Origin of the sequence: Microbacterium sp. MM2322, assembly GCF_964186585.1 — a bacterium.
In the GTDB taxonomy this organism is placed as follows: Bacteria; Actinomycetota; Actinomycetes; order Actinomycetales; family Microbacteriaceae; genus Microbacterium.
This window is the reverse complement of the sequence record NZ_OZ075067.1, coordinates 1,708,107-1,728,743: the sequence shown is the minus strand read 5'-3', so window position 1 is coordinate 1,728,743 and position 20,637 is coordinate 1,708,107. Positions and strand designations below refer to the sequence as shown.

At 69.0% G+C, this 20,637-nt stretch carries 19 protein-coding genes; 11 read left to right on the top strand and 8 right to left on the bottom strand.

Annotation, left to right across the window (positions count from 1 at the left end):
* Positions 1 to 11 precede the first annotated feature (11 nt).
* Positions 12 to 1,220: an aminotransferase class I/II-fold pyridoxal phosphate-dependent enzyme gene (locus ABQ271_RS08520; protein WP_349308350.1), complete on the bottom strand. Its 1,209-nt coding sequence runs from the start codon at positions 1,218 to 1,220 to the stop codon at positions 12 to 14.
* 137 nt (positions 1,221 to 1,357) lie between these two features.
* On the opposite strand from ABQ271_RS08520, the gene ABQ271_RS08515 reads away from it, so the two are divergent.
* Genes ABQ271_RS08515 through ABQ271_RS08505 form a run of 3 tightly spaced genes read left to right on the top strand, consistent with a single transcriptional unit; the run spans position 1,358 to position 5,535 of the window.
* Positions 1,358 to 2,794 carry a trypsin-like peptidase domain-containing protein gene (locus tag ABQ271_RS08515; protein ID WP_349308349.1) on the top strand — a complete coding sequence of 479 codons (1,437 nt, stop codon included), beginning with the start codon at positions 1,358 to 1,360 and terminating at the stop codon, positions 2,792 to 2,794.
* A 54-nt stretch (positions 2,795 to 2,848) separates the two neighbouring features.
* Complete coding sequence (locus ABQ271_RS08510; RefSeq protein ID WP_349308348.1) at positions 2,849 to 4,093, top strand: CDP-glycerol glycerophosphotransferase family protein; 1,245 nt, start codon at positions 2,849 to 2,851, stop codon at positions 4,091 to 4,093.
* On the top strand, positions 4,090 to 5,535 hold the full coding sequence (locus tag ABQ271_RS08505) for a CDP-glycerol glycerophosphotransferase family protein (protein ID WP_349308347.1): 1,446 nt from the start codon (positions 4,090 to 4,092) through the stop codon (positions 5,533 to 5,535). The genes ABQ271_RS08510 and ABQ271_RS08505 overlap by 4 nt, the downstream gene beginning before the upstream one ends.
* Before the next feature lie 21 nt (positions 5,536 to 5,556).
* Here ABQ271_RS08505 and ABQ271_RS08500 read toward each other — a convergent pair whose 3' ends face one another.
* From ABQ271_RS08500 to ABQ271_RS08475, 6 genes are all read right to left on the bottom strand, one after another.
* Positions 5,557 to 6,624, bottom strand: a complete 1,068-nt coding sequence (locus ABQ271_RS08500) for a glycosyltransferase family 2 protein (protein ID WP_349308346.1) — start codon at positions 6,622 to 6,624, stop codon at positions 5,557 to 5,559.
* Positions 6,621 to 9,143: a glycosyltransferase gene (locus ABQ271_RS08495; protein WP_349308345.1), complete on the bottom strand. Its 2,523-nt coding sequence runs from the start codon at positions 9,141 to 9,143 to the stop codon at positions 6,621 to 6,623. The genes ABQ271_RS08500 and ABQ271_RS08495 overlap by 4 nt, the downstream gene beginning before the upstream one ends.
* A gap of 29 nt (positions 9,144 to 9,172) precedes the next feature.
* Entirely contained in the window at positions 9,173 to 10,315 is a 1,143-nt protein-coding gene (locus tag ABQ271_RS08490; RefSeq protein ID WP_349308344.1) for an acyltransferase, read from the bottom strand.
* A 78-nt stretch (positions 10,316 to 10,393) separates the two neighbouring features.
* Complete coding sequence (locus ABQ271_RS08485; RefSeq protein ID WP_349308343.1) at positions 10,394 to 10,618, bottom strand: SCO4848 family membrane protein; 225 nt, start codon at positions 10,616 to 10,618, stop codon at positions 10,394 to 10,396.
* Between the two features lie 9 nt (positions 10,619 to 10,627).
* Entirely contained in the window at positions 10,628 to 11,506 is an 879-nt protein-coding gene (locus ABQ271_RS08480) for a hypothetical protein (RefSeq protein ID WP_349308342.1), read from the bottom strand.
* Between the two features lie 16 nt (positions 11,507 to 11,522).
* The gene (locus ABQ271_RS08475) at positions 11,523 to 12,212 is read right to left on the bottom strand and encodes a phosphocholine cytidylyltransferase family protein (protein WP_349308341.1); all 690 of its coding nucleotides are present in this window, start codon (positions 12,210 to 12,212) and stop codon (positions 11,523 to 11,525) included.
* A gap of 552 nt (positions 12,213 to 12,764) precedes the next feature.
* On the opposite strand from ABQ271_RS08475, the gene ABQ271_RS08470 reads away from it, so the two are divergent.
* From ABQ271_RS08470 to ABQ271_RS08460, 3 genes are read left to right on the top strand one after another with little or no spacing between them, the layout of a single operon-like run.
* Positions 12,765 to 13,889 (top strand): ABC transporter ATP-binding protein, encoded by a 1,125-nt coding sequence (locus tag ABQ271_RS08470; protein WP_349308340.1) that lies wholly within the window; start codon positions 12,765 to 12,767, stop codon positions 13,887 to 13,889.
* Positions 13,890 to 13,927: 38 nt separating this feature from the next.
* Positions 13,928 to 15,418, top strand: a complete 1,491-nt coding sequence (locus tag ABQ271_RS08465; protein ID WP_349308339.1) for a hypothetical protein — start codon at positions 13,928 to 13,930, stop codon at positions 15,416 to 15,418.
* A gap of 40 nt (positions 15,419 to 15,458) precedes the next feature.
* Entirely contained in the window at positions 15,459 to 15,725 is a 267-nt protein-coding gene (locus ABQ271_RS08460; protein WP_349308338.1) for a DUF3039 domain-containing protein, read from the top strand.
* Here the strand turns inward: ABQ271_RS08460 and ABQ271_RS08455 are convergent.
* Positions 15,704 to 17,032: a nicotinate phosphoribosyltransferase gene (locus tag ABQ271_RS08455; RefSeq protein WP_349308337.1), complete on the bottom strand. Its 1,329-nt coding sequence runs from the start codon at positions 17,030 to 17,032 to the stop codon at positions 15,704 to 15,706. The two genes, ABQ271_RS08460 and ABQ271_RS08455, sit on opposite strands and share 22 nt — an antisense overlap.
* Before the next feature lie 56 nt (positions 17,033 to 17,088).
* On the opposite strand from ABQ271_RS08455, the gene murI reads away from it, so the two are divergent.
* The 5 genes from murI (at position 17,089) to ABQ271_RS08430 (ending at position 20,632) form a co-directional block, all read left to right on the top strand.
* Entirely contained in the window at positions 17,089 to 17,916 is an 828-nt protein-coding gene (murI, locus tag ABQ271_RS08450) for a glutamate racemase (protein WP_349308336.1), read from the top strand.
* Complete coding sequence (gene rph, locus ABQ271_RS08445) at positions 17,913 to 18,656, top strand: ribonuclease PH (protein ID WP_349308335.1); 744 nt, start codon at positions 17,913 to 17,915, stop codon at positions 18,654 to 18,656. Before murI ends, rph begins: the two co-directional genes overlap by 4 nt.
* Complete coding sequence (gene rdgB, locus ABQ271_RS08440; protein ID WP_349308334.1) at positions 18,653 to 19,246, top strand: RdgB/HAM1 family non-canonical purine NTP pyrophosphatase; 594 nt, start codon at positions 18,653 to 18,655, stop codon at positions 19,244 to 19,246. The genes rph and rdgB overlap by 4 nt, the downstream gene beginning before the upstream one ends.
* A gap of 83 nt (positions 19,247 to 19,329) precedes the next feature.
* Positions 19,330 to 20,241 carry a cation diffusion facilitator family transporter gene (locus ABQ271_RS08435; RefSeq protein WP_349308333.1) on the top strand — a complete coding sequence of 304 codons (912 nt, stop codon included), beginning with the start codon at positions 19,330 to 19,332 and terminating at the stop codon, positions 20,239 to 20,241.
* A 28-nt stretch (positions 20,242 to 20,269) separates the two neighbouring features.
* Entirely contained in the window at positions 20,270 to 20,632 is a 363-nt protein-coding gene (locus ABQ271_RS08430; RefSeq protein ID WP_349308332.1) for a bleomycin resistance protein, read from the top strand.
* The last annotated feature ends 5 nt before the right edge of the window (positions 20,633 to 20,637 follow it).

Here is a 20,637-nt window from a genome sequence, read left to right as displayed (position 1 = left end):
GTGCCCACGACCTAGCGAGCGGATGCGGCGAGGCGGCCGGCGGCCTCGGCGATCACGTCCGTCCGCTTGCACGCCGCGAAGCGCACGAGCGTGGCGTACTGCTCGCGGTGCTCCGGCGTCACGAACGCCGTCACGGGGATCGCGGCCACGCCGACGCGTCCAGGGAGCGCGCGGCAGAAGTCGGCGGCGTCCTCGTCCGGGGCGAGCAGGGATCGCACGTCGGCCACGGTGAAGTACGAGCCGGCCGGTGTCGAGACATCGAACCCGGCCGCGACGAGGCCGGCGCCGAGGAGGTCGCGTCGTTCGCGCTGCGTCGCGGCGAGGTCCTCGAAGTAGATGTCGGGGAGCCCCAGTCCGACGGCGATCGCCGGCTGGAACGGGGCGCCGTTGACGTAGGTCAGGTACTGCTTGACGGAGAGGACCGCGTCGACGAGGTCGGCCGGCCCGCTCACCCAGCCGATCTTCCATCCCGTAGTGCGGAAGGTCTTCCCACCCGAAGAGATGGTCAGTGTGCGGTCTGCGGCGCCGGGGACGGTGGAGATCGGGGTGTGGGGCGTGTCCATCACGAGGTGCTCGTAGACCTCGTCCGTGACGATGAGTGCGTCGTGCTGCTCGGCGAGACGCACGATCTCGTCACGGACGTCACGGCTGAAGACCGTCCCGGTCGGATTGTGGGGGTCGTTCACGAGGATGATCCGCGTGCGGTCGGTGACCGCGGCGCGGAGCTCGTCGAGGTCGGGCTCGAGCGCGGGCCACCGGAGCGGGACCGGAACGAGACGCGCGCCTGCGAGGGCGATCGCTGCGGCGTAGGAGTCGTAATACGGCTCGAAGACGACGACCTCGTCCGTCGGATCACCGAGTAGCGCGAGGAGGGCTGCGGTCAGGGCCTCCGTCGCCCCGGCAGTCACCAGGATCTCGCGGTCGGGGTCGAGGTCGATGCCGTAGAACCGGTGCTGATGGTCCGCGATCGCGTCTCGGAGAACCGGCATCCCTCGCCCGGGCGGGTACTGATTGACGCCCGAGCGGATCGCGTCCGTCGCGGCGTCGAGCACTTCTCTGGGCCCATCCTCGTCGGGAAACCCCTGTCCGAGGTTCACGGCGTCGTGACGGACGGCGGCGGCGGTGATCTCCGCGAAGATGGTCGGCGCCAGGGATCCGTCGGGGGAGAGGAGGCCGGCCCCGCGAGCCGTGCGTTGCCAGGCGCCTGAGATGTGCAGCACCGGCCCAGCGTATCGTCGCGCCGTCGCGCGAGCGGCCCGCACCGTCGTCCACTCCCATAGGGTGATCGGAGGGCCGGCATAGCTGGTCCACAGACTCCGGGAGCACTCTGAAGACGCCTCGGAAAAGGAGCAGTCTCATGAGCGAATCGAACACCCCAGAACCGAACACGCCTGCCGCGAACACGCCGCCGCGTCCGCCGCTGCCCGATTCCGGAGCGTCCGGCCACCCGGGGGTCGCCGGACCGCAGGCCCCCGGTGCACATCCCACCGGCCAGGTATGGCACGCGCAGGCTCAGGCTCCGCAGGCGCCGGGCGCCGCATTCTCGTCGCAGCCGACCGGTTCTTCCCCCGACGCCCGACCCCACGACGCCAAGGTCGGCTCCGGGAAGATCGTCGCCGTCCTCGTCGCCGCTGCCATCGTCGGCGCGGTATCGGGTCTCGGCGGAGCGGCGATCGGGAACGACGTGTTCCAGGCGCGCGGCAACGCCCCCGCCACGAACGGAACGACTCAGGTCACCGTCAACGACCCCGATCAGGTGAACCAGACGACCGGCATCGCGGCCAAGACTCTGCCGAGCGTCGTCACCATCAGCGCGACCTCCTCCGACGGCGGCGGCACCGGATCCGGCGTCGTCCTCAGCGAGGACGGCTACATCGTCACCAACACCCACGTCGTGACCCTCGACGGCGCGAGTTCCAACGTCGCCCTCCGTGTCACGACGTCGGCGGGCCGCGTCTACGACGCGAAGGTCGTCGGGACGGACCCGATCTACGACCTGGCCGTCATCAAGCTGACGGATGCCCGCGGGCTCACTCCGATCGACTTCGCCGACTCGAGCAAGCTCAATGTCGGCGACACGACCGTCGCGGTCGGCGCCCCCCTCGGCCTGTCGAACACGGTGACCACGGGTATCGTCAGCGCGCTCAACCGTTCGATCCAGATCGCCTCGTCCGCTGTGCCGGACTCGGGCGAGCAGCAGGAGGAGCCGGGGCAGAACGGCCAGTCGCCGTTCCAGTTCGACTTCGGTCAGGGCGAGCAGCGGGGCTCCAACTCGGCGGGCACGATCTCCATGGCCGTCATCCAGACGGACGCCGCCATCAACCCCGGCAACTCCGGTGGTGCGCTCGTCGACGACGAGGGCAACCTCATCGGCATCAACGTCGCGATCGCGACGGCCGGCGGCGGCTCCTCGTCGTCGAGTGAAGCCGGATCCATCGGTGTCGGTTTCTCGATCCCGTCGAACGTGGTCAAGCGTGTCGCCGACGATCTGATCAAGGACGGTTCTGCCAGCCACGGTCTCCTCGGCGCGATGGTGGGAAACTCCGCCGATGCGAAGGGGAGCACGGTCGCCGGTGCGCTCATCAGCGACGTGACTCGCGGTGGGGCCGCGGCCGCCGCAGGCCTGAAGGCAGGGGACGTCGTGACAGAGTTCGACGGCGTGCCCATCCGCGACGCCACCGACCTCACGGCGCAGGTCCGGGCGCTCGCGGGCGGCGCGAAGGCGAGCCTCGTCTACGTTCGCGACGGCGAGACTCTCGGTGCAGACGTCACGTTGGGAGAGCTCGCCGACTGACCGCACGGCCGAGACGCTCCGAGTCACGACCCCACCCCGCGATAGGCTCGCGGGATGGGGTCGTTCTCGTTCTCGTCGGGCAACGGCGCACAGGTGGTGAGGCTTCCGCTCCACGTCCTTGGCCTGGTGGCCACGCGGCTCATTCCGCGCTCGAGAGACCTCTGGGTCTTCGGCTCCGCTGCCGGCGTCGGTGAGGGGGCGTGGGCGCTCTGGCAGGTCGCGACCCGTGGTGGTGAGCGGACCATCTGGCTGACCGGTTCACCGAAGGATGCCGATGACGCTCGACGCGCCGGCATCCCGTCCGTGCCGAAGCAGGGACTCCGCGGGTTCTGGGCGACCGCGAGGGCCCGGGTGGTCGTCGTCACCCACGGTGCGGGCGACGTCAACCGCTACGCGACGTCGGGTTCGTTCCTCGTGCAGCTCTGGCACGGCATCCCACTCAAGCGGCTCGGACTGGACTCGCCCGTCACCGCGCAGGCGCCACTGCCGATCCCCGGCCTGGCCCGACTGCTGGCCGCCGCGTATCGCCGCACGCAGCGTCGCATCCGCATGATCCCTGCCGCTTCGCACCTCGTCCGGGGCCGACTCGAATCCGCTTTCGGCCTCGGTCACGACCGGATCGTGGTGACGGGCGAACCGCGCGTCGACGTCCTCTCGGCTGGCGGGGCGGCATCCGAGGCTCGATCGGTGGTCGAGTCCCTCGTCGGCACCGTCCAGGGGGCGAATCTCGTGCTGTACGCGCCGACGTGGCGCGACGGCGCCCCCGACCCGGCGGTCCCGACGGCGGCAGAGTGGGCAGACATCGACGCGACGCTCGAGGCGACGGATGCCGTACTGGTGATCCGGTCGCACCCGCTGGGAGCGGGGGAGTACCAGCCTCCATCCGCCGCTGGCCGGGTGCGCCTCATGGGGTCCGATCTGCTCGCCGATGTCACTCCGGTCCTCCGCGCGTTCGACGCCCTCATCACCGACTACTCCTCCCTCGTCTTCGACACCGCTCTCATCCCGCTGCCGGTCGTGTTCTTCGCGCCGGATGAGGAGCAGTACGCTGCGGAGCGCGGGTTCTACGGCCGGTACCGTGACGTCGCCGGCGACGATGTCGCCGCATCGTGGCGCGATGTGACCCGTCAACTTCGGCACGTCTTCGGAGACGACGGCGAACGGATGCGCCGTGTCGACCGCGCAGCGGAGCTGAGTCGTCGGGTGCACGCATTCCGCGACGGACGCAACGCAGAGCGCGTCTACGGGGCGGTCCAGCGCCAGCTCGCGTCGCCGCGCTCACGGAGGGGGAACTCATGATCCACGCCACCCTGGCAGCGGGCGACGCGCTGGTCCTCGAGGGCACCGGGACCCCGCCCGCGTCGGTTCGCATAGTCGGCCGTCGCGCGCATTCGGTCGCGTCGCTCTCGACGACGGATGCCGGGTGGCGCGCCGACCTTCCCCTGCGCGTCTCCCGCTGGGCCGGCCCCGCCCTCGCGGTGCCGAGTGGTGCGTACCGCGTCGAGGTGGACGGGCGTGCGCTCGACCCCGCCGAGATCGCGGGACTGCCACGCGCCCTCGGCGAGACGGTCGCCGTCGAGATCACCGACGGACACGTCGTCGTCGGGCCGCCGCTGCAGGACGCTGAGGCGACACCGGCAGGTCAGGCGGCGCTCGAGCAGGACTACGCGAGCGGCGCCGGCGAGATCGAGAACGCCGTCTTCTTCGAGAGCTTCTACGGGCGCAACGCCAGCTGCAATCCGCGTGCGATCGATGCGGAGATCGCTCGAGTGGCGCCGGGAGTGACGCGCTACTGGAGCGTCGTCGACCGGTCGGTGGACGTGCCGGCGGGCGCCGTGGCGGTAGTCGAGGGAACTGCGGAGTGGTGGCGCGCCCGGGGCATCTCGCGCCTCCTCGTCGTGAACGACTGGTTGCGTCGCCGGTTCGTCCGCCGCCCCGGCCAGCGCATCCTTCAGACGTGGCACGGCACGCCGCTCAAGAGGCTCGCCCTCGACCGTCCCGGCTTCGATCCCCGTCGGGCAGTGGCGGTAGTGCGGGAGAGTCGGCGGTGGGACGTCCTCCTCGCGCAGAACCCGTACGCTGCCCGTATTCTCGCGAAGGCCTACGCCTTCGGCAGGCGACCGGTCTGGGTCGAGGGGTACCCCCGGAACGACGTCCTCGTCTCCGGCGACCGGGATCTCGTCCGAAGCGGTCTCGGTCTGAGTCCCGACGACCGCGTGCTGTTGTACGCGCCCACCTGGCGCGACGACCGCGAGCAGATGGTCGACTTCCTCGACCTCGAGCGGTTGGCTGCGGATGCCGGTGCCGTCGTGCTCGTGCGGGGACACTCCCGGACGCTCCTGTCGGGTGGGGACACGACCGGTTCGCGCGTCATCGATGTGACGGCGTACCCCGACGTCTCCGCCCTCCTGCTGGCAGCGGACGCCCTCATCACCGACTATTCGTCGGTTATGTTCGACTTCACCGGGACGGGGAAGCCGGTGTACTTCTTCGTTCCCGACCTCGCGCACTACCGCGGCAAGCTGCGCGGCTTCTACTTCGATCTGGCCGAACGTGCGCCGGGGCCGCTCACCTCATCGCAGGATGAGCTCACCGCGGCCCTCGTCGACCCCGAGACCCCCTCGCGCTACGCGACGCGATACGACTCGTGGGCTGCGCGTTTCAACGCGCGCGATGATGGTCGCGCCGCTGAGCGGGTCGTCGCGCGGCTTCTCGATCAGGGGATGATCGCGCGCGACTGAGGCCGCGGCATCCGTCCTGATTCAGGGCAGTGGGGTATTGCGGTCCAGGCGTGAGGTGTCGACGGTGTCTTTCGCGCCGCGGACCAGGCCCCGGAGGAAGCCCGCGCCCCACGCGAGGTGCATGGTGGGGAGGACGGCCGCGAGCCAACTGCGCTCGCGCAGCGATCCGCCGGCGATCACGCCGAATCCGATGACGCACGCGACGTACAGCGCGACGGGCAGATGGATGACCGAAAGGATCACGGATGCGGTTCCTCCGACGACCCCGAGGAGCTGCAGCGATCCGAGGACGACACTCGTCGCGACGGCGAGGACGAGGGACGGCGGCGCGAAGAAGCGGAGGGAGTTCTGCCGACCGAACCGGCGAACCAGTTCGCCCCGCCACGTGCCGGTGGCGAAGAACTGACGCGCGAGGCGCGTCCAGCTCTCCCGAGGCCAGTAGGTCACGGCGAGCTGCGGATCGAACCAGACCCGGTATCCCGCCTGGCGGATGCGGAGATTGAGTTCCCAGTCCTCGCCGCGGCGGATGGTCTCGTCGAACATGCCGACCTCGTCGAGCACCGTCCGGCGCATCACGCCGAGGTACGCCGACTCCGCGGGTCCCTCTGGCGCGCCGCCGTGGTAGGCGCCGCCGCCCAGTCCCACAGGAGAGTTGTAGGCGATCGCGACAGCGCGTTGGAACGGGGTTCGGCCGTCGGCGCGCATGACACCACCCACATTCGCGGCGCGAACGCGATCGAGGGTCGCGAGTGCCTGGCGGGTGTAACCGGGGGCGAGTTCGGAGTGCGCGTCGACGCGCACGATCGTCGGATGTCGAGCGGCGCGGATCGCGAGGTTCAGGGCGACGGGGATGTCCGCCCGGGGATTGTCGACGAGGCGGATCCGGGAGTCCACGTCAGCGAGCCGGCGTGCGAGTTCGGTCGTTCCATCCGTCGAGGGTCCGAGAGCAAGGACCAGCTCCGCGGGGCCGTGCACCTCCTGCTGGAGTACCGTCTGCACGGCACGTTCGAGATAGTCCCGCTCGTTCAGCACCGGCATCACGAACGTCACTCCAGCGCCAGGCGCCGGAACCGGCGCGTCGATGGTCACTGCGTACCAGGGACGGTCGAACGCGTCGGATCGGGGATGAGCGCGTCGAACTGGGCGAGGACCTCCGCGGAATAAGCCTCGACATCGAGAGACGCGGGCGCCACGCGACCGTCGAGGAAGGCCGTCATCCCCTCCGCGAGTGCCTCGTCGTCTCGCTCGACGATGTGCATGTCGTCACCCGGAAGAGCCCCGCGCGCCGACGCGAACGCCGTCGAGACGATGGGCATGGCGAGCTGCGCCGCCTCGATCAGCACCATCGGTTGACCTTCGTAGTCGCTCGAGAGCACGAAGCAGTCGCAGCGCCGCATGACCGAGACGGGGTCCCGGAGGGAGCCGGTGAGGAACACTCGGCCCGTGAGCCCCGCATCGCGCACCTGCCGCTCCAGCTCGCCGCGGAGAGGCCCTCCGCCGACGATGAAGAGCTGGGTGTTCGGTGCCGTCCTGGATATCCGTGCGAAGGCACGGATGAGACGTGCGTGGTTCTTTTCGGTCGACAAGCGACCCACCGTGATGAACCGCCGGATGCCGGGCGTCGCCAGGGCGGCATCGATCCTCTCATCGAGTGCGGCGTCGTCTTCTGCGAATTCGCCCGCTTCGCCGCCGTCGTCGTCGGGCGTGGCAGACACGGCGTCGGGAAGGTTCCGGAGAGTCACGAACCGCTCGGCGGGCGCGAAGTCGGCGAGCTCGACACGGTTGAGCTCGGTGAGCGCGGGGGAGACCGAGACCAGCTGATCGTAGGCCCGGTACATCGCGAAGACCCGGCCGAGCGAACGGCGGAACGCCTGCTTCCCGTTGACGGTTCGGTCGCGATCCGCCGCCATCTCGTTGTGGAGCCAGATCGCGCGAGTCGCGCGGGGCGAGTGCAGGAGCAGATGCGCCCAGAAGGGGCTGTAGCCGCTGAAATCGGCCACCCAATCGAACTTCGCCGATCCGAAGATTCGCGTCCACTCGTCTCGCCACAGCGTGCGGTGTCCGAGCCGCCGGTGCGCGCGGAGCGGGTCGGTACTCACATCTGCCACCCGCCGCAGGGCCTGACGGGCTTTGAGCCCGTTCATCCCGCCGACCCGGAAGACCTGTCGGATGTCGGGGTTGAGGCGGGCCTGATTGTGCCGCGTCGTGGCCCCCCGAGGATTGGCCATCAGCGCGGTGACGTCGTAGCGCTCGGTGTCGAGCGAATTGAGCAGGTTGACGGCGGCGGTCGTGATGCCGTTGAGGCGCATGCCGCCCAGGTAGAACAAGAGCCGCGGGCGCTCGTCGCGCCGCACCGGACGGACTCTCCGGTCGGCCGCCCGTCCGCGGAAGACGACGTCGATGACCCGCGAGGTGGCCTGGCCGTCGTCGTAGGGGACGAACCGCTCCGCCCATTCCGCATAGCGGGGATGCGGCGCGGCGTTCGGCCCCATCAATCCGGCGAGCTCATGCCCGAGCGCCGCAGGGTCGGTGCTCACGGGGCCGGGAAGCTCGTCGAGCGGCATGTAGGTACCGCGTTCAGCGGCGTACGAATCGCCGTCGGGAACCAGGAAGCCGATGGGGCGGCCCGTGGCGAGGTAATCGAAGAAGATCGACGAGTAGTCCGTGATCAATGCGTCCGCAAGGCCCAGCAGGACGTTCGTCGCCGTGGTGTTGGGAACGAGCAGACGCTTCAGGGCGGGGATGCGGGTGGCCGCCCGGTGGACGACCTGGTGGGTCTTGAGGAGGACGACGGCGTCTTCACCCACTTCCCGCTGGATCCCCGCCACTTGGTCGGCGAGGTGCGCGAGGTCGGCGTCGGGAGCCTGGAACGAGGTTCCGCGCCACGTCGGGGCGAACAGCACGATCCGCTTGTCGGTGAGATCGGTTCCGAGGCGGGCACCCAGATCGGCGATGCGCTGTGCGCGCTCCGCCCCGGTCATCCACTGGCGGTCGATCCGGGGGTAGCCCTCTTCGATGATCGCGCCGCGGTAGACGTTGCGCAGCTGGTAGGCGTCCTCGTACATGGTCTCCGCCATGAACGGGTTCGCGGCCAGGAGATAGTCCGCGTTGAGCAGGTTCCGGAGGGTGTTCGCGGACTCTCGGGCGCCTCCGGGCATGTCGAAGCCCATCAACTTTAGCGGCGTTCCGTGCCACGTGTTCAGGTAGACCTGGCCGGTCCGCTTGCCGAAAGCGGGCGGGAAGGTGGCGTTGTTGATGAGGTAGCCGGCGGTGGACACGGTGCGCCAGTAGGCGCCGCTGCCGCGTTTCACGACCGACACGTTGCGATGTCCCGCGAACTCCGCACGCACGGCGGCTGCGGCATCCGCATCGCTGATCGCCCAGACGTGGGTGAGGTCGGCGAAATCGGGGTCGGACAAGAGGGCCCGGAAGATGGCGTCAGGATTGCAGAGCGCACCGTTTCCCGCGAACGATTCGTAGACCACCGTCCGAGGCCGAAGCGGGAGGGAACGGGACCAGGCGATCTGCTCCGACGTGGGGATGCGCTTCGCGCGGGTGAGAGCCCAGCGAACGGCTCGGGTGACGGCGGGCGGAAGGGGCGAACGCATGTATGTGCTGTGCTCTCGTCGGCGGCAGATCAGGGCGCGACTTCCCCGGCCCGGCGACGCGCTCGCGCCGCAACAGCTCGGTGGACGCGTCGCGCCGCTGTGTGCATTCTAGCTTCGACTCCCTCATAGAACCCCCAGGCCACGAGGAGGCTGATCGGGATGCCGAGCACCCCGACGAGTGCCCACGCTTCGGAGCCGAAGGCGAACGCCAGTGTCGCCAGCACGGGCACGTGGACGAGGTAGAGGCTGAAGGAGATCTTTCCGAGCCATTGGATGGGTCGGGTTTCGAACAGCCGGATCGCGGGTCCCCAGGCGAGGGCGACGAGCACGATGCCCGCAGCGCCGGGCGCCGCGAACGCCCAGAGCACCGTGCTGAGGTCGGTACCACTAGGGACGATCGGTCGTGCGAGCCAGCTGGCGATCAGCATCCCGACGCTCAGCAGCGTGAACAGCGGCATGAACCAGCGTGCGCGCGGGCGCTCCACCCAGGCCAGGAGGTCGGGCATGCGCGCCGCCATGATCGTTCCGATGATGAAGACGGGGAAGTAGAGCAGCTCGCTCTGCTCGAAAATACGGCCCGCGACGCTCAGCGCGCAGCAGACGATCACAGCGATCAGCGCGTGACGCCGGACGAGGAGAGCGAGAGCCGTCGCGAGCGGCAGCACGATGGAGTAGAGGAGCTCCCAGTGCAGTGACCAGAGCGGGTTGTTGAGGGGGTACTGTCGCGGCACGAGCGACGCCTGAGCGAAGAAGGATCCCACGGACACGCTCTCCGCGTGGGTCTCCGCCATCCATGAGCCGGCCGGCATCGTCGACCGATCGCGCGGGACGAGGAAGATCAACAGGGCGCTCAGCGCCAGGGAGGCGATCACCGGGCCGTAGAGGCGGACGATGCGGGCCGAGAGGAACCCCATCCAGGAGAAGTTCTCGCGGAAGACCGGGAGGACGACGACGAGTCCCGACAGGACGAAGAAGACGAGGACCGCTTCGTTACCGGCGGTGAGGAGTTTGACCGGTGACTCGGAGATCACCGCCCAGCTCACCGTTCCTTCCAGAAGCGGCTCAGCGATCAGCAGCCAGTGGTGCAGCAGGACGACGAGTGCGGCTACTCCGCGCAGGCCGTCCAGGCTTTGGATACGGCCGGGCGGCTGCTTCGGGGGAGTCGTGACCACTCGACAACGCTAGTCAGTGTTCGTCCGGTGGACCCACCACTTGCGCGCCGACCCTGGCATGTGCAGGACGACGGGGGGTCAGCTTCCGACGCCGGTTGCCGCGAGGATTCCGGCGATGAGGGATGCCGCGGCGAGGGCGAGCGCCATGGCGATCAACACCGCGTGGACGATGAGGAACCTCGTCGGGCGGCCCTGCTCGTCGTGCGCGCGGGCGTCACGCGAGACGCGGCGGAAGAAGGTCGGCCACACGAGAACGTTGAAGACGGCGTTGAGGATCAGGAGAGTGACGAGAAGGGGGAGCACGTGGTCACGCTACCTGGCACTATCGAGCTCAGGTCCGCCTGAGTCCCGGCGATGCCGACCGCGCAGACGCGGTCGGCGGGAGGACTCGACCGGCCGGGTTGCCCGCACGGCGGCGTCCAGCTCGGGGGGAAACCCGAGCGGAGGAGGACCGAAAGCTCGCCGAGCCCCGACGACGATGCGTCGACCCAGAATGTGATTGCCGCTGCCACCGACGACCGCCCCGATTCCGAAGGGAAGCACTCGGCCGATCAGCGATGCGCCGCCCTGCGCTGCGAACCGGCGCAGGAGAGCGCCCTTCAGCCGGTCGATGAGGGGGCCCACCATCGCGCGCGGCAGTGATGTCGTGACGAGCTCGCCCCAGTACACGTCTCGCGCGGGTCCGACCCCGCGCACCTGGCCGGCGAACTGGCTGACCAAGTCGACGCCTTCCTTGCCGACCATCAGGGTAAGCACGAGCGCGCGGGCTCTGTCGGGGTCGTTGACCCGAATGCCGTGCAGTTCCGCCAAAGACTGCGCGAACAGTGCCGTCGCCTCGAGGAAGCCCACCGTCTCCGCGCCGCTCAGCGCGAGGGTGACCGCGGTGCCGACACCGGGGACCACCGCTGTCGCGCCGACCGCGGCACCGCCCGTCGTCACGGCGGCGAGGTAGCGGCGCTCGAGGATGCGGCTGATGTCCGCGGGGGTCGCGTCAGGATGCCGCGACCGGATCGCCCGAAGGTGAGCCAGAACCGCGGGGCGCTGCACCGCGAGGACACGGTCGAGTGTGCGGATGAGCCAGGGGTGTTCCGGAGAGCCCACGGGTGGAAGACCGCCGACCCATGCCGCGTCGTCAGGCAAGGAGTGGATGCGGGGAACGTCGCTCCGGGGGGACTTCGCGGGGCGCCCCACCGCATCCCCTCTCGACTCAGACGTAGAGGTTCGCCCGGTCGAGGTCTTCCGCGAAGTCCACTTCGACGGCGTACAGGTCGGAGATGTCGAGCGGGCGGAGTTTCACACCGTTCTCGGCGACCGCGAGTTCGAGGCCGCGCTCGAAGTAGTCCTGGTTGTCGACGTGACCGAGCTGAGCGATGAGCGCAGGCTTGTCGGCGCGCGAGATGTAGTTGATGCCCACCGCCTCGCCGAGCCCGCCGACGACAGTCTTGGACAGTTCAGCGATGTTGCCGTCGCCATCGACGGTGTACTTCACCTCTTCGTCACTCACCTTCGACGTGTTCACCGTGACGAAGGACTGGTCGGCCTCGATGAGGGCGAGGGCACGCCCGAGCACGCGGGGATCGAAGACGACGTCGCCGTTCATCCACAGCACGCCCGATTTGCCGGTCGCCTTCAGGGCGCGCAGCAGGCTCTTGGACGTGTTCGTCTGGTCGTACCGGTCGTTGTAGACGTAGTCGACGTCGGGGAACGCCTCGACGATGGTCTCGGCGCGGTAGCCGACAACGGTGGTGATGCGGGCGCTCGGCCCGAAAGCAGCGTGGATGTTGTCGTGCTGCTGGCCCATGATGCTGCGGCCATCGTTCAGCGTGGTCAGCGGTTTGGGCAGACTGCGGCCAAGGCGCGAGCCCATACCGGCTGCGAGGATGACAATCTTGGTCACGTGGTGCTCCTGACGATGTGGTCAATGTCCGTTCATCGGAAAGACACATCTTCGTGCCAGGTAAATGCTAGCCGGGGGACCTGACAAGACACCGTATCCAGGTCTGCCGTTGTCGATTCGTGATAACTCCCGTCGGTTACGACCACCCAGGAGGACGGGATCTGGGCTTGGTAGGTTTGACAGGTGACGCCTCCGAAGACACGACCGCCCCGCGCAAAGGCTCCCGTGTCCGGCGCTGAGGCTGCCGTCCCGCCTCCTCCTCCTTTGCCCGCCGACGTCGCCGCAGCCGAGCTCGCGGCGCGACCTGCCGAGGAAGATCAGCCGGCTACTCCGGAACTACCGCCGAAGCCCGACGTGCCGGCATCCGTGGCGGCTGCGCGATTCGACGGCGAGGGACTCCACGCTGAAGAGGAGCCCCCGCTCCTCGCAGAACCCGACGAGCCTGAGCCTGAGCCTGAGCCTGAGCCTGAGCCTGAGCCTGAGCCTGAGCCTGAGCCTGAGCCGGAGCCGGAGCCTGAGCAGGAGATTCTGTTGGCGCCGGAGCCTCCCTCGGTGACTGACGCTGAGGCTGAGACCGAAACGCAGCCGTCTCTCGAGGCTGAAGACGAGGCCGCACCGCTGACTGAGGCGGAAACCGAGCTTGAGTCCGACGGCGATTCCGATGTCGCTCCTGGAATTGATTTCGAGACAGCGGGGGACGCCGGTATCGAGGCTGCAGGACAGGACGAGACGGAGTCAGGCGCGCAGCAGGAGCCCGACGTTGCGGTCAGATCCGACTCTCCCACTGAGGTGCTGTCGAAAGACTCGTCGCTTGAGGCTGCGGACGATCGTCAGTCGGCTGTCGCGGCAGGCAGCGTTGACGCGCCGGCGACCGCCGTCCTCCCCGTCGCCGATTCCGAGGCGGCGAGTGCGGCTTCGACGCCCGCCCTGCGGATGTCGAATGTCTCGAAGTCCTTTGCACGCACGCGCGCCGTCGATGCGGTGAATCTGGAGATCCCCACGGGAACGTTCTTCGGCATCGTCGGACCCAACGGCGCGGGCAAGACGACGACGCTGTCGATGATCGCCGGACTCCTCCGACCCGATGCGGGGACGATCGAGGTCGGTGGCGTCGACCTGCGCCGCGATCCGCGCGCAGCCAAGGCCCTGATGGGGGTGCTCCCTGACCGGCTCCGCACCTTCGACCGTCTCACCGGACGACAGCTTTTGCACTACTACGGTGTCCTCCGAGGTCTTCGCGCTGCCGTCGTGGCCGAGCGCACCGAGGACCTCGCTCGCGCGTTCGATCTGACCGCAGCGCTCGCGCGCCCCGTGTCGGACTACTCCGCAGGCATGACGAAGAAGATCATGCTCGCGGGCGCGATGATCCACGCGCCCCGGTTGCTCGTCCTCGACGAGCCGTTCGAAGCCGTCGATCCTGTCTCGAGCGAGGTGATCCTCGACATCCTCTCGGCGTACGTCGCTCGCGGAGGAACGGTCGTCCTGTCGAGCCATGGCATGGAGCTGGTGGAGCGCGTCTGCGAAGGCGTCGCCGTCATCGTCGCGGGACAGGTCCTCGCCCAGGGCGCGGTCGACGACGTGCGCGGCGATCACACCTTGGCGGAACGATTCGTCCAGCTCACTGGCGGCCTCAGCGATGTGGAAGGCCTGGAGTGGTTGCACACGTACTCCGACTGAGGCTCGCGCTCCTGGTCGGCGCGCTGAATGCCCGTCCCATGGTCCTCGTGCGACGCCTCGCCGCGTTCGCGGTCCTCGCGCTCGCGGTCGCCGCGGTCTGCGTCGCCCTGGTTCGACTCGACCGGGTGCCCGACGCGGATGCGGCGACGCTGACCGTCGTCGGCGGCTCACTGCTGGTCGCCGGGTTCTTTCTGGTGCCGCTGTTCACGGGCGCGGACGACCCGCTCGATCCGCGTCGGTTCGCGGTCACAGGAGCGGAACCCCGCGCGGTCGCGTGGACGGTTGCGGCAGCGTCGCCCCTGGGGCTTCCGGGCCTCGTGATCATCGCGATCGCCGCCACCCTGGCCGTCGCGTGGACCGGCCACGGCGCGCCGCTCGGGCTCGCGATCCTGGGAGCTGCTCTGCTCGTCGTCACGTCCGTGCTCGCCGCGCGGTGCGCGATGGCGATGTCGGCACTGGTTCTCCGAGACAGAAGATCGCCGCAGCTGACCGGCCTCATGGTCACTGCCGCCGGTGTCGTCGTCATTCCCGTAGCGGCCTTCGCCTTCTCCCTGGAGTGGTCCGGCGGCCTTCCCTCTCAGCTCACCGAGGCGGCGCGAGTGCTCGCGGTCACCCCTGTGGGCGCGGCATCCTCGATCGCCGTGCGCAGCGGCGGAGGCCTCGTCGTCTCGCTGCTGGTGGCCGTGGGAACGCTCGTCGTGTTGGCAGTTCTGTGGTGGCGCCTCGTTCAGCTCATGATGACCTCGACCGAGCGGTCGGTCCCGATTCGGGAGCGGCGAGGCCTCGGGTGGTTCGCCGTCATGCCCGGCGTGCCCGGCGGAGCGATCGCTGCCCGCAGCATCGTGTACTGGTTCTCCGATCCCCGCCACCTCGCGAATGTGATCGTCGTCCCCATCGCCTCCGTCCTGATCGTGACGCCGCTCCTCGTGGTGGGTGTGCCGTTGCAGACGGTCGCCCTGATCCCGCCGCCGATTCTCGCCCTTTTCCTCGGGTGGCTCGTCCACAACGACCTCGCCTACGACTCGACCGGTGTCTGGCTCCACATCTCCGCCGGCGTCCGAGGAGTCGCGGACCGGCTCGGGCGGCTCGTCCCTGTCGTGCTGATCGGAATCCCCCTGCTGGCTCTGGCGATCACGGGATCGATCTGGCTGCACGGCCGATGGCTGGTGCTGCCCGCTCTGGTGGGCGTGTGCGTCTCGCTGTTCGCCAGCGGACTCGGGCTGAGTTCGATCTCCTCGATCGCGGCGCCTTACGCCGTCTCACAGCCCGGTGAGGGCCCCTTCGAGCAGCCGCAGCGCACGGGCGGGTCGATGACCCAGGCCGTCGTGCTGTTCGGTGCGGTGCTGTTGTCGGCGCCCGCGCTCTGGTGGGGGTGGCTGTCGGTCACCGGCGGCGAGGATGCGGCGTGGATATCGTTCTGGGCCGGTATCGGCGTCGGCGCCGCGGTCCTCATCCTCGGTGTCGTCATCGGGGCGGCGTTGTTCGACCGGCGGACCGGACGCATCATGGAGTTCGCCGAAACACATTGACCCCGACCACGCGGCCCCTGGTCGCAGTACACTCGGGGGAATGAGCACGCCGATCGACAGCCCTGATCAGGGCGGCCTCGCCACACTCGACCGTGAGCTCGAGGAGCTCATCCGCGAGGAGTCCGTCGAACCGGGCGACCATGAGCGGTTCTCGCACTACGTCAAGAAAGACAAGATCCTCGAGTCTGCCCTCTCCGGCAAACCGGTGCGCGCGCTCTGCGGCAAGAAGTGGACGCCCGGTCGCGACCCCGAGAAGTTCCCCGTCTGCCCGACCTGCAAAGAGATCTACGCCTCACTGACCTCGTAGATCGTCTCCAGCGCCGGGTCGGCACGGCTGAGCGCGAGCGCCATCACCGGCAGCTCCTCACGCACCCGCAAGTGGTGGGCCCGGGCAGCAGCGACGCCGTCGGCGCCGAGGTAGGCGGCATCCGGTTCGCCGTCGTGGACGAGAACGGCCTGCAACGGACGCGCATCCGGGTGCGCGGACGGGGCGTCGAGTTCGTCGAAGCCATCGGCGATGGCGATGAGTTCCGCCGTCGCGACTCCGTCGGAGCGACGGCGGAAGGCCGCCTTACGACCGCCCACGGACGCCTTCGAAGTTGAGGCCTTCGCGACGGAGACCCAGCCGCCGTCCGCTCCTTGGCGGGCGACGAGCTTGTAGACCATGCCCGCCGTCGGCGTCCCCGACCCGGTGACGACCGAGGTCCCCACGCCGTAGGCGTCGACGGGGGATGCCGCGAGCGCCGCGATCGCGAACTCGTCGAGATCGCTCGTCACGGTGATCTTCGTCTTCGTTGCGCCGAGCTCATCGAGCTGCTGCCGCACGGAGGCTGCGACGGTGGGAAGGTCGCCCGAATCCAGGCGTACGCCGCCCAGGTCGGTGCCGGCGACGCGGATCGCCGTCTCGACGCCCTGGCGGATGTCGTAGGTGTCGATGAGGAGGGTCGTCGACGTGCCGAGGGCCTCGATCTGGCTGCGGAAGGCGTCCTCCTCGGAGTCGTGGAGGAGTGTCCAGGCGTGCGCGGCGGTGCCCATGGTCGGGATGCCCCAGGTGCGACCGGCCTCGAGATTGCTGGTCGCGGAGAATCCGGCGATGTACGAGGCGCGGGCAGCGGCGACGGCGGATCGCTCCGCGGCCCGACGCGATCCCATCTCGGCGAGCGGACGGTCACCGGCGGCGATGCTCATGCGGGCGGCCGCGGTCGCGACGGCAGAGTCGTGGTTGAGGATGCTGAGGGCGAGGGTCTCGAGGATGACGGCCTCGGCGAACGAGCCCTCGACCGTCAGGATCGGGGAACCGGGGAAGTACAGCTCACCCTCGCGGTACCCGCTGATCGTGCCGGTGAATCGGTAGTTCTCGAGATAACTCACCGTCTTGGGGCTCACGATCGCGTTGTCTCGGAGGAACGCGAGTTCCGCTTCGTCGAATCGGAAGTCCGCGAGCTCCGTCAACAGGCGTCCTGTTCCGGCGACGACACCGAACCGGCGCCCACCGGGCAGACGTCGTCCGAAGAGTTCGAACACGCAACGGCGGTTCGCGGTGCCATCGCGCAAGGCGGCATCCAGCATCGTGAGCTCGTAACGATCGGTCAGCAGCGCCGTGGACATGCCCATCCCGTCACTCTATCCAGGCGAGAACCGACCCCGGAGCGAGACTAGGCTGGTCGATCGTGACGGATGCACCGATCGGGATCTTCGACTCCGGAGTCGGTGGGCTCACCGTGGCCCGTGCGGTGTCTCAGCTGTTGCCGCGGGAATCGATCGTCTACATCGGCGACACCGCCCATTCCCCGTACGGTCCGAAGCCGATAGCGGACGTTCGTCGCTACGGACTCGAGGTCCTCGACTCGCTCGTCGATCAGGGCGTCAAGATGCTCGTGATCGCGTGCAACACCGCGTCAGCGGCGCTCCTGCGCGATGCGAGAGAGCGGTACGACGTCCCCGTCGTCGAGGTCATCGGTCCCGCCGTTCGCACCGCGATCTCGACGACGCGCAATGGCCGTATCGGCGTGATCGGAACGGCGGGGACGATCGGATCGGGCGTCTACCAGGACATGCTCGGCGTGAACGAGCGTCTCAGCGTCTTCGCCCAGGCGTGCCCGCGCTTCGTCGACTTCGTCGAGGCAGGTGTCACCGACACGTCCGATGTGCTTCGCGTTGCGGAGGAGTACCTCGCGCCTCTGCGCCACGCAGGGGTCGACACGGTGGTCCTCGGCTGCACGCACTACCCGTTCCTCGAGGGGGCCATCAGCTACGTGATGGGCCCCGACGTGTCGCTCGTCTCGAGCGACACCGAGACGGCGAAGGACGTCTACCGTCAGCTCGTCTCGCGCGACCTGCTCGCGGGCCACGACACCACCCCCACCCACGTCTACGAGGCGACCGGCGATTCCGCCGACGACTTCCTGCGACTCGCCGACCGGCTGATGGGGCGCGGCGTTCGCGCCGTCCGCCTCGTCCAGACCGGCGCGATCGACCTACCGAAGGAGAACTCATGACCGAGATCACCCGTGCCGACGGCCGTTCCGTCGACCAGCTGCGCCCCGTGACCATCGAACGCGGCTGGAGCGCCCACGCAGAAGGGTCGGCCCTGATCTCGTTCGGCGGCACGAAGGTGCTGTGCACGGCATCCTTCACCAACGGCGTGCCGCGCTGGCTGACGGGCAAGGGCAAAGGGTGGGTGACCGCTGAGTACGCGATGCTGCCGCGCGCGACGAACTCGCGCAACGACCGCGAGTCGATCAAGGGCAAGGTCGGCGGCCGCACGCACGAGATCTCGCGTCTCATCGGCCGGGCGCTCCGCGCCGTCGTCGACATGAAGGCGCTGGGGGAGAACACCATCGTCATCGACTGCGATGTGCTGCAGGCCGATGGTGGGACCCGCACCGCCGCGATCACCGGCGCGTACGTCGCCCTGGCGGACGCGATCGAGTGGGGACGGGCGAAGGGCTTCGTCGGCAAGAATGCGAAGGCGCTCCACGACTCCGTCGCCGCCGTTTCCGTCGGGATCATCGACGGTGAGCCCATGCTCGACCTTGCCTACGTCGAGGACGTTCGCGCCGAAACCGACATGAACGTCGTCGTCACCGGTCGCGGTCTGTTCGTCGAGGTGCAGGGCACCGCCGAGGGTGCGCCGTTCGACAAGCGCGAACTCGACGCCCTGCTCGAGCTGGGCGTGAACGGATGCAGCGACCTTCGCGCGGCGCAGCTCGCCGCGCTCGCTGAGGACCGCGCGTGACGAAGAGCCGCATCGTCCTCGCAACCCACAACGCGCACAAGGTCGAGGAGTTCGGCGCGATCGTGGCCGCGACCCGGCCCGACCTCGAGGTCGTCGGCTACGACGGTCCCGAGCCCGTCGAGGACGGCGTGACGTTCGCTCAGAATGCGCTGATCAAAGCCCGTGCCGCGGCTCGGTACACGGGGCTCCCCGCAATGGCCGACGATTCGGGCATCAGCGTGGACGTGCTCGGCGGCTCGCCGGGTGTGTTCTCCGCATACTGGGCAGGACACAAGAAGGACGGGGTCGCGAACTACGAGCTGCTCCTGGACCAGCTCGCGGACATCGCCGACCCGCATCGCACCGCCCAGTTCGTGTCGACGATCGCCCTCGTCATCCCTGGCGGCGACGAGCACGTCGTCGAGGGTGTGTGGCCGGGCCGTCTCGCGACGGCACCCGCCGGCTCGGGCGGCTTCGGTTACGACCCGGTCTTCCTTCCTGACGACGCCGATGGACGCACGGCCGCGGAGCTCGCGCCGGCGGAGAAGAACGCGACCTCGCACCGCGCGCGGGCGTTCGAGTCGCTGGGACCGTTGCTCGCTGCCCTCTGAGCCCGGCGACTCTGAGAATCGGACTCATTCCCGAGTTCGCGGATCGGGCCGTCCTCGCCCTCGGCTCGCCGTAGCCTCGAATCATGCACGACCACGCGCCCACCGGCATCCGCTCCGGTCATCCGCGTCGCCTCCTCGCCGTCTCGCTGGGGATCACGGCGACGGTGCTCGTGGTGCAGGTGATCGGCGCTCTGCTGACCGGGTCGCTCGCCCTCTTGGCGGACGCCGGGCACATGCTCACCGACAGCTCCGGGCTCGTCATCGCCCTGATCGCGGCGTCGGTCGCGGCACGGCCGGCCGACGAACGCCAGACCTACGGGTATCAGCGTGCCGAGGTCCTCGGCGCGCTTCTGAATGCGGTGATCCTGATCGCACTGTGCGTGTGGATCGGCGTCGAAGCGGTCGGCCGCCTCGTCGCGCCCGGCGAAGCGGAGGTTCAGGGCGTCCCGATGCTCGTCGTCGCCCTTATCGGACTCGTCGCCAACGGGGTGTCGATGTACCTCCTGAGCGCCGCGCAGCGCTCGAGCATCAACGTCCGCGGGGCGTACCTCGAGGTGCTGGGCGACCTGATCGGCTCTGCGGTCGTCCTCGTCGCCGCCGTCGTCATCTGGGTCACCGGCTGGATGCCGGCTGACGCCGTGGCCTCGCTGCTCATCGCCGTGCTGATCGTGCCTCGCGCGATCACCCTGCTGCGCGAGGTGTTCGCCGTTCTGGGGGAGCGGGCTCCCGCCGGAACGAAGGTCGCCGACATCCGTGCGCACATCCTCGGGACCGACGGCGTGGTGGATGTCCACGATGTCCACGTGTGGCAGCTGACGCGTGGCGCCCCCGTCTTCACTGCCCACGTCGTCGTTTCGCCGGAGCTGTTCGCGGACGACCAGGCGGGCGGGCTGCTCTCGCAGCTGCAGACGTGCCTCGCACGCCACTTCGACGTCGAGCATTCCACCTTCCAGCTCGAGCCGGCAGGTCATGTCGAGCACGACGCCCACGCATGACGCGGGCGGGTACGGCTAGCGTGAAGCGATGATGGACCGCGCAGTGCCGACTCTCCCGTCTCGTGACCTCGACGCGACGGTCAGGTTCTACAGCGGCTTCGGGTTCACCGCGGCGTACCGCTCCGACGAGCTGGTGATCCTCCGAAGGGGCGACCTCCACCTCGAGTTCTTCCCGTTCCCGGATCTCGACCCGGGGGAGAGCTCCTTCATGTGCAGCGTCCGCATCGACGATCTGGACGGGCTCTACCGTCAGATCGCCGACGCCGGGGTCCCCGAGGCGAAGTCGGGCTTTCCGCGACTGCATCCGCCCCGGATGGAGTCCTGGGGAGGACGCGTGGCTTTCCTCGTCGATCCCGACGGCACGCAGCTCGCCCTCGTTCAGAACGGGTGAGCGCC

What these genes read in the sequence shown, in the direction of transcription:
- rph (WP_349308335.1), top strand. Translation starts at nt 17,913, where the DNA reads ATGACCGAGATCACCCGTGCCGACGGCCGTTCCGTCGACCAGCTGCGC.
- ABQ271_RS08435 (WP_349308333.1), top strand. Translation starts at nt 19,330, where the DNA reads ATGCACGACCACGCGCCCACCGGCATCCGCTCCGGTCATCCGCGTCGC.
- ABQ271_RS08510 (WP_349308348.1), top strand. Translation starts at nt 2,849, where the DNA reads ATGGGGTCGTTCTCGTTCTCGTCGGGCAACGGCGCACAGGTGGTGAGG.
- ABQ271_RS08430 (WP_349308332.1), top strand. Translation starts at nt 20,270, where the DNA reads ATGATGGACCGCGCAGTGCCGACTCTCCCGTCTCGTGACCTCGACGCG.
- ABQ271_RS08460 (WP_349308338.1), top strand. Translation starts at nt 15,459, where the DNA reads ATGAGCACGCCGATCGACAGCCCTGATCAGGGCGGCCTCGCCACACTC.
- ABQ271_RS08465 (WP_349308339.1), top strand. Translation starts at nt 13,928, where the DNA reads ATGGTCCTCGTGCGACGCCTCGCCGCGTTCGCGGTCCTCGCGCTCGCG.
- ABQ271_RS08455 (WP_349308337.1), bottom strand. Translation starts at nt 17,032, where the DNA reads ATGGGCATGTCCACGGCGCTGCTGACCGATCGTTACGAGCTCACGATG.
- ABQ271_RS08495 (WP_349308345.1), bottom strand. Translation starts at nt 9,143, where the DNA reads ATGCGTTCGCCCCTTCCGCCCGCCGTCACCCGAGCCGTTCGCTGGGCT.
- ABQ271_RS08515 (WP_349308349.1), top strand. Translation starts at nt 1,358, where the DNA reads ATGAGCGAATCGAACACCCCAGAACCGAACACGCCTGCCGCGAACACG.
- ABQ271_RS08505 (WP_349308347.1), top strand. Translation starts at nt 4,090, where the DNA reads ATGATCCACGCCACCCTGGCAGCGGGCGACGCGCTGGTCCTCGAGGGC.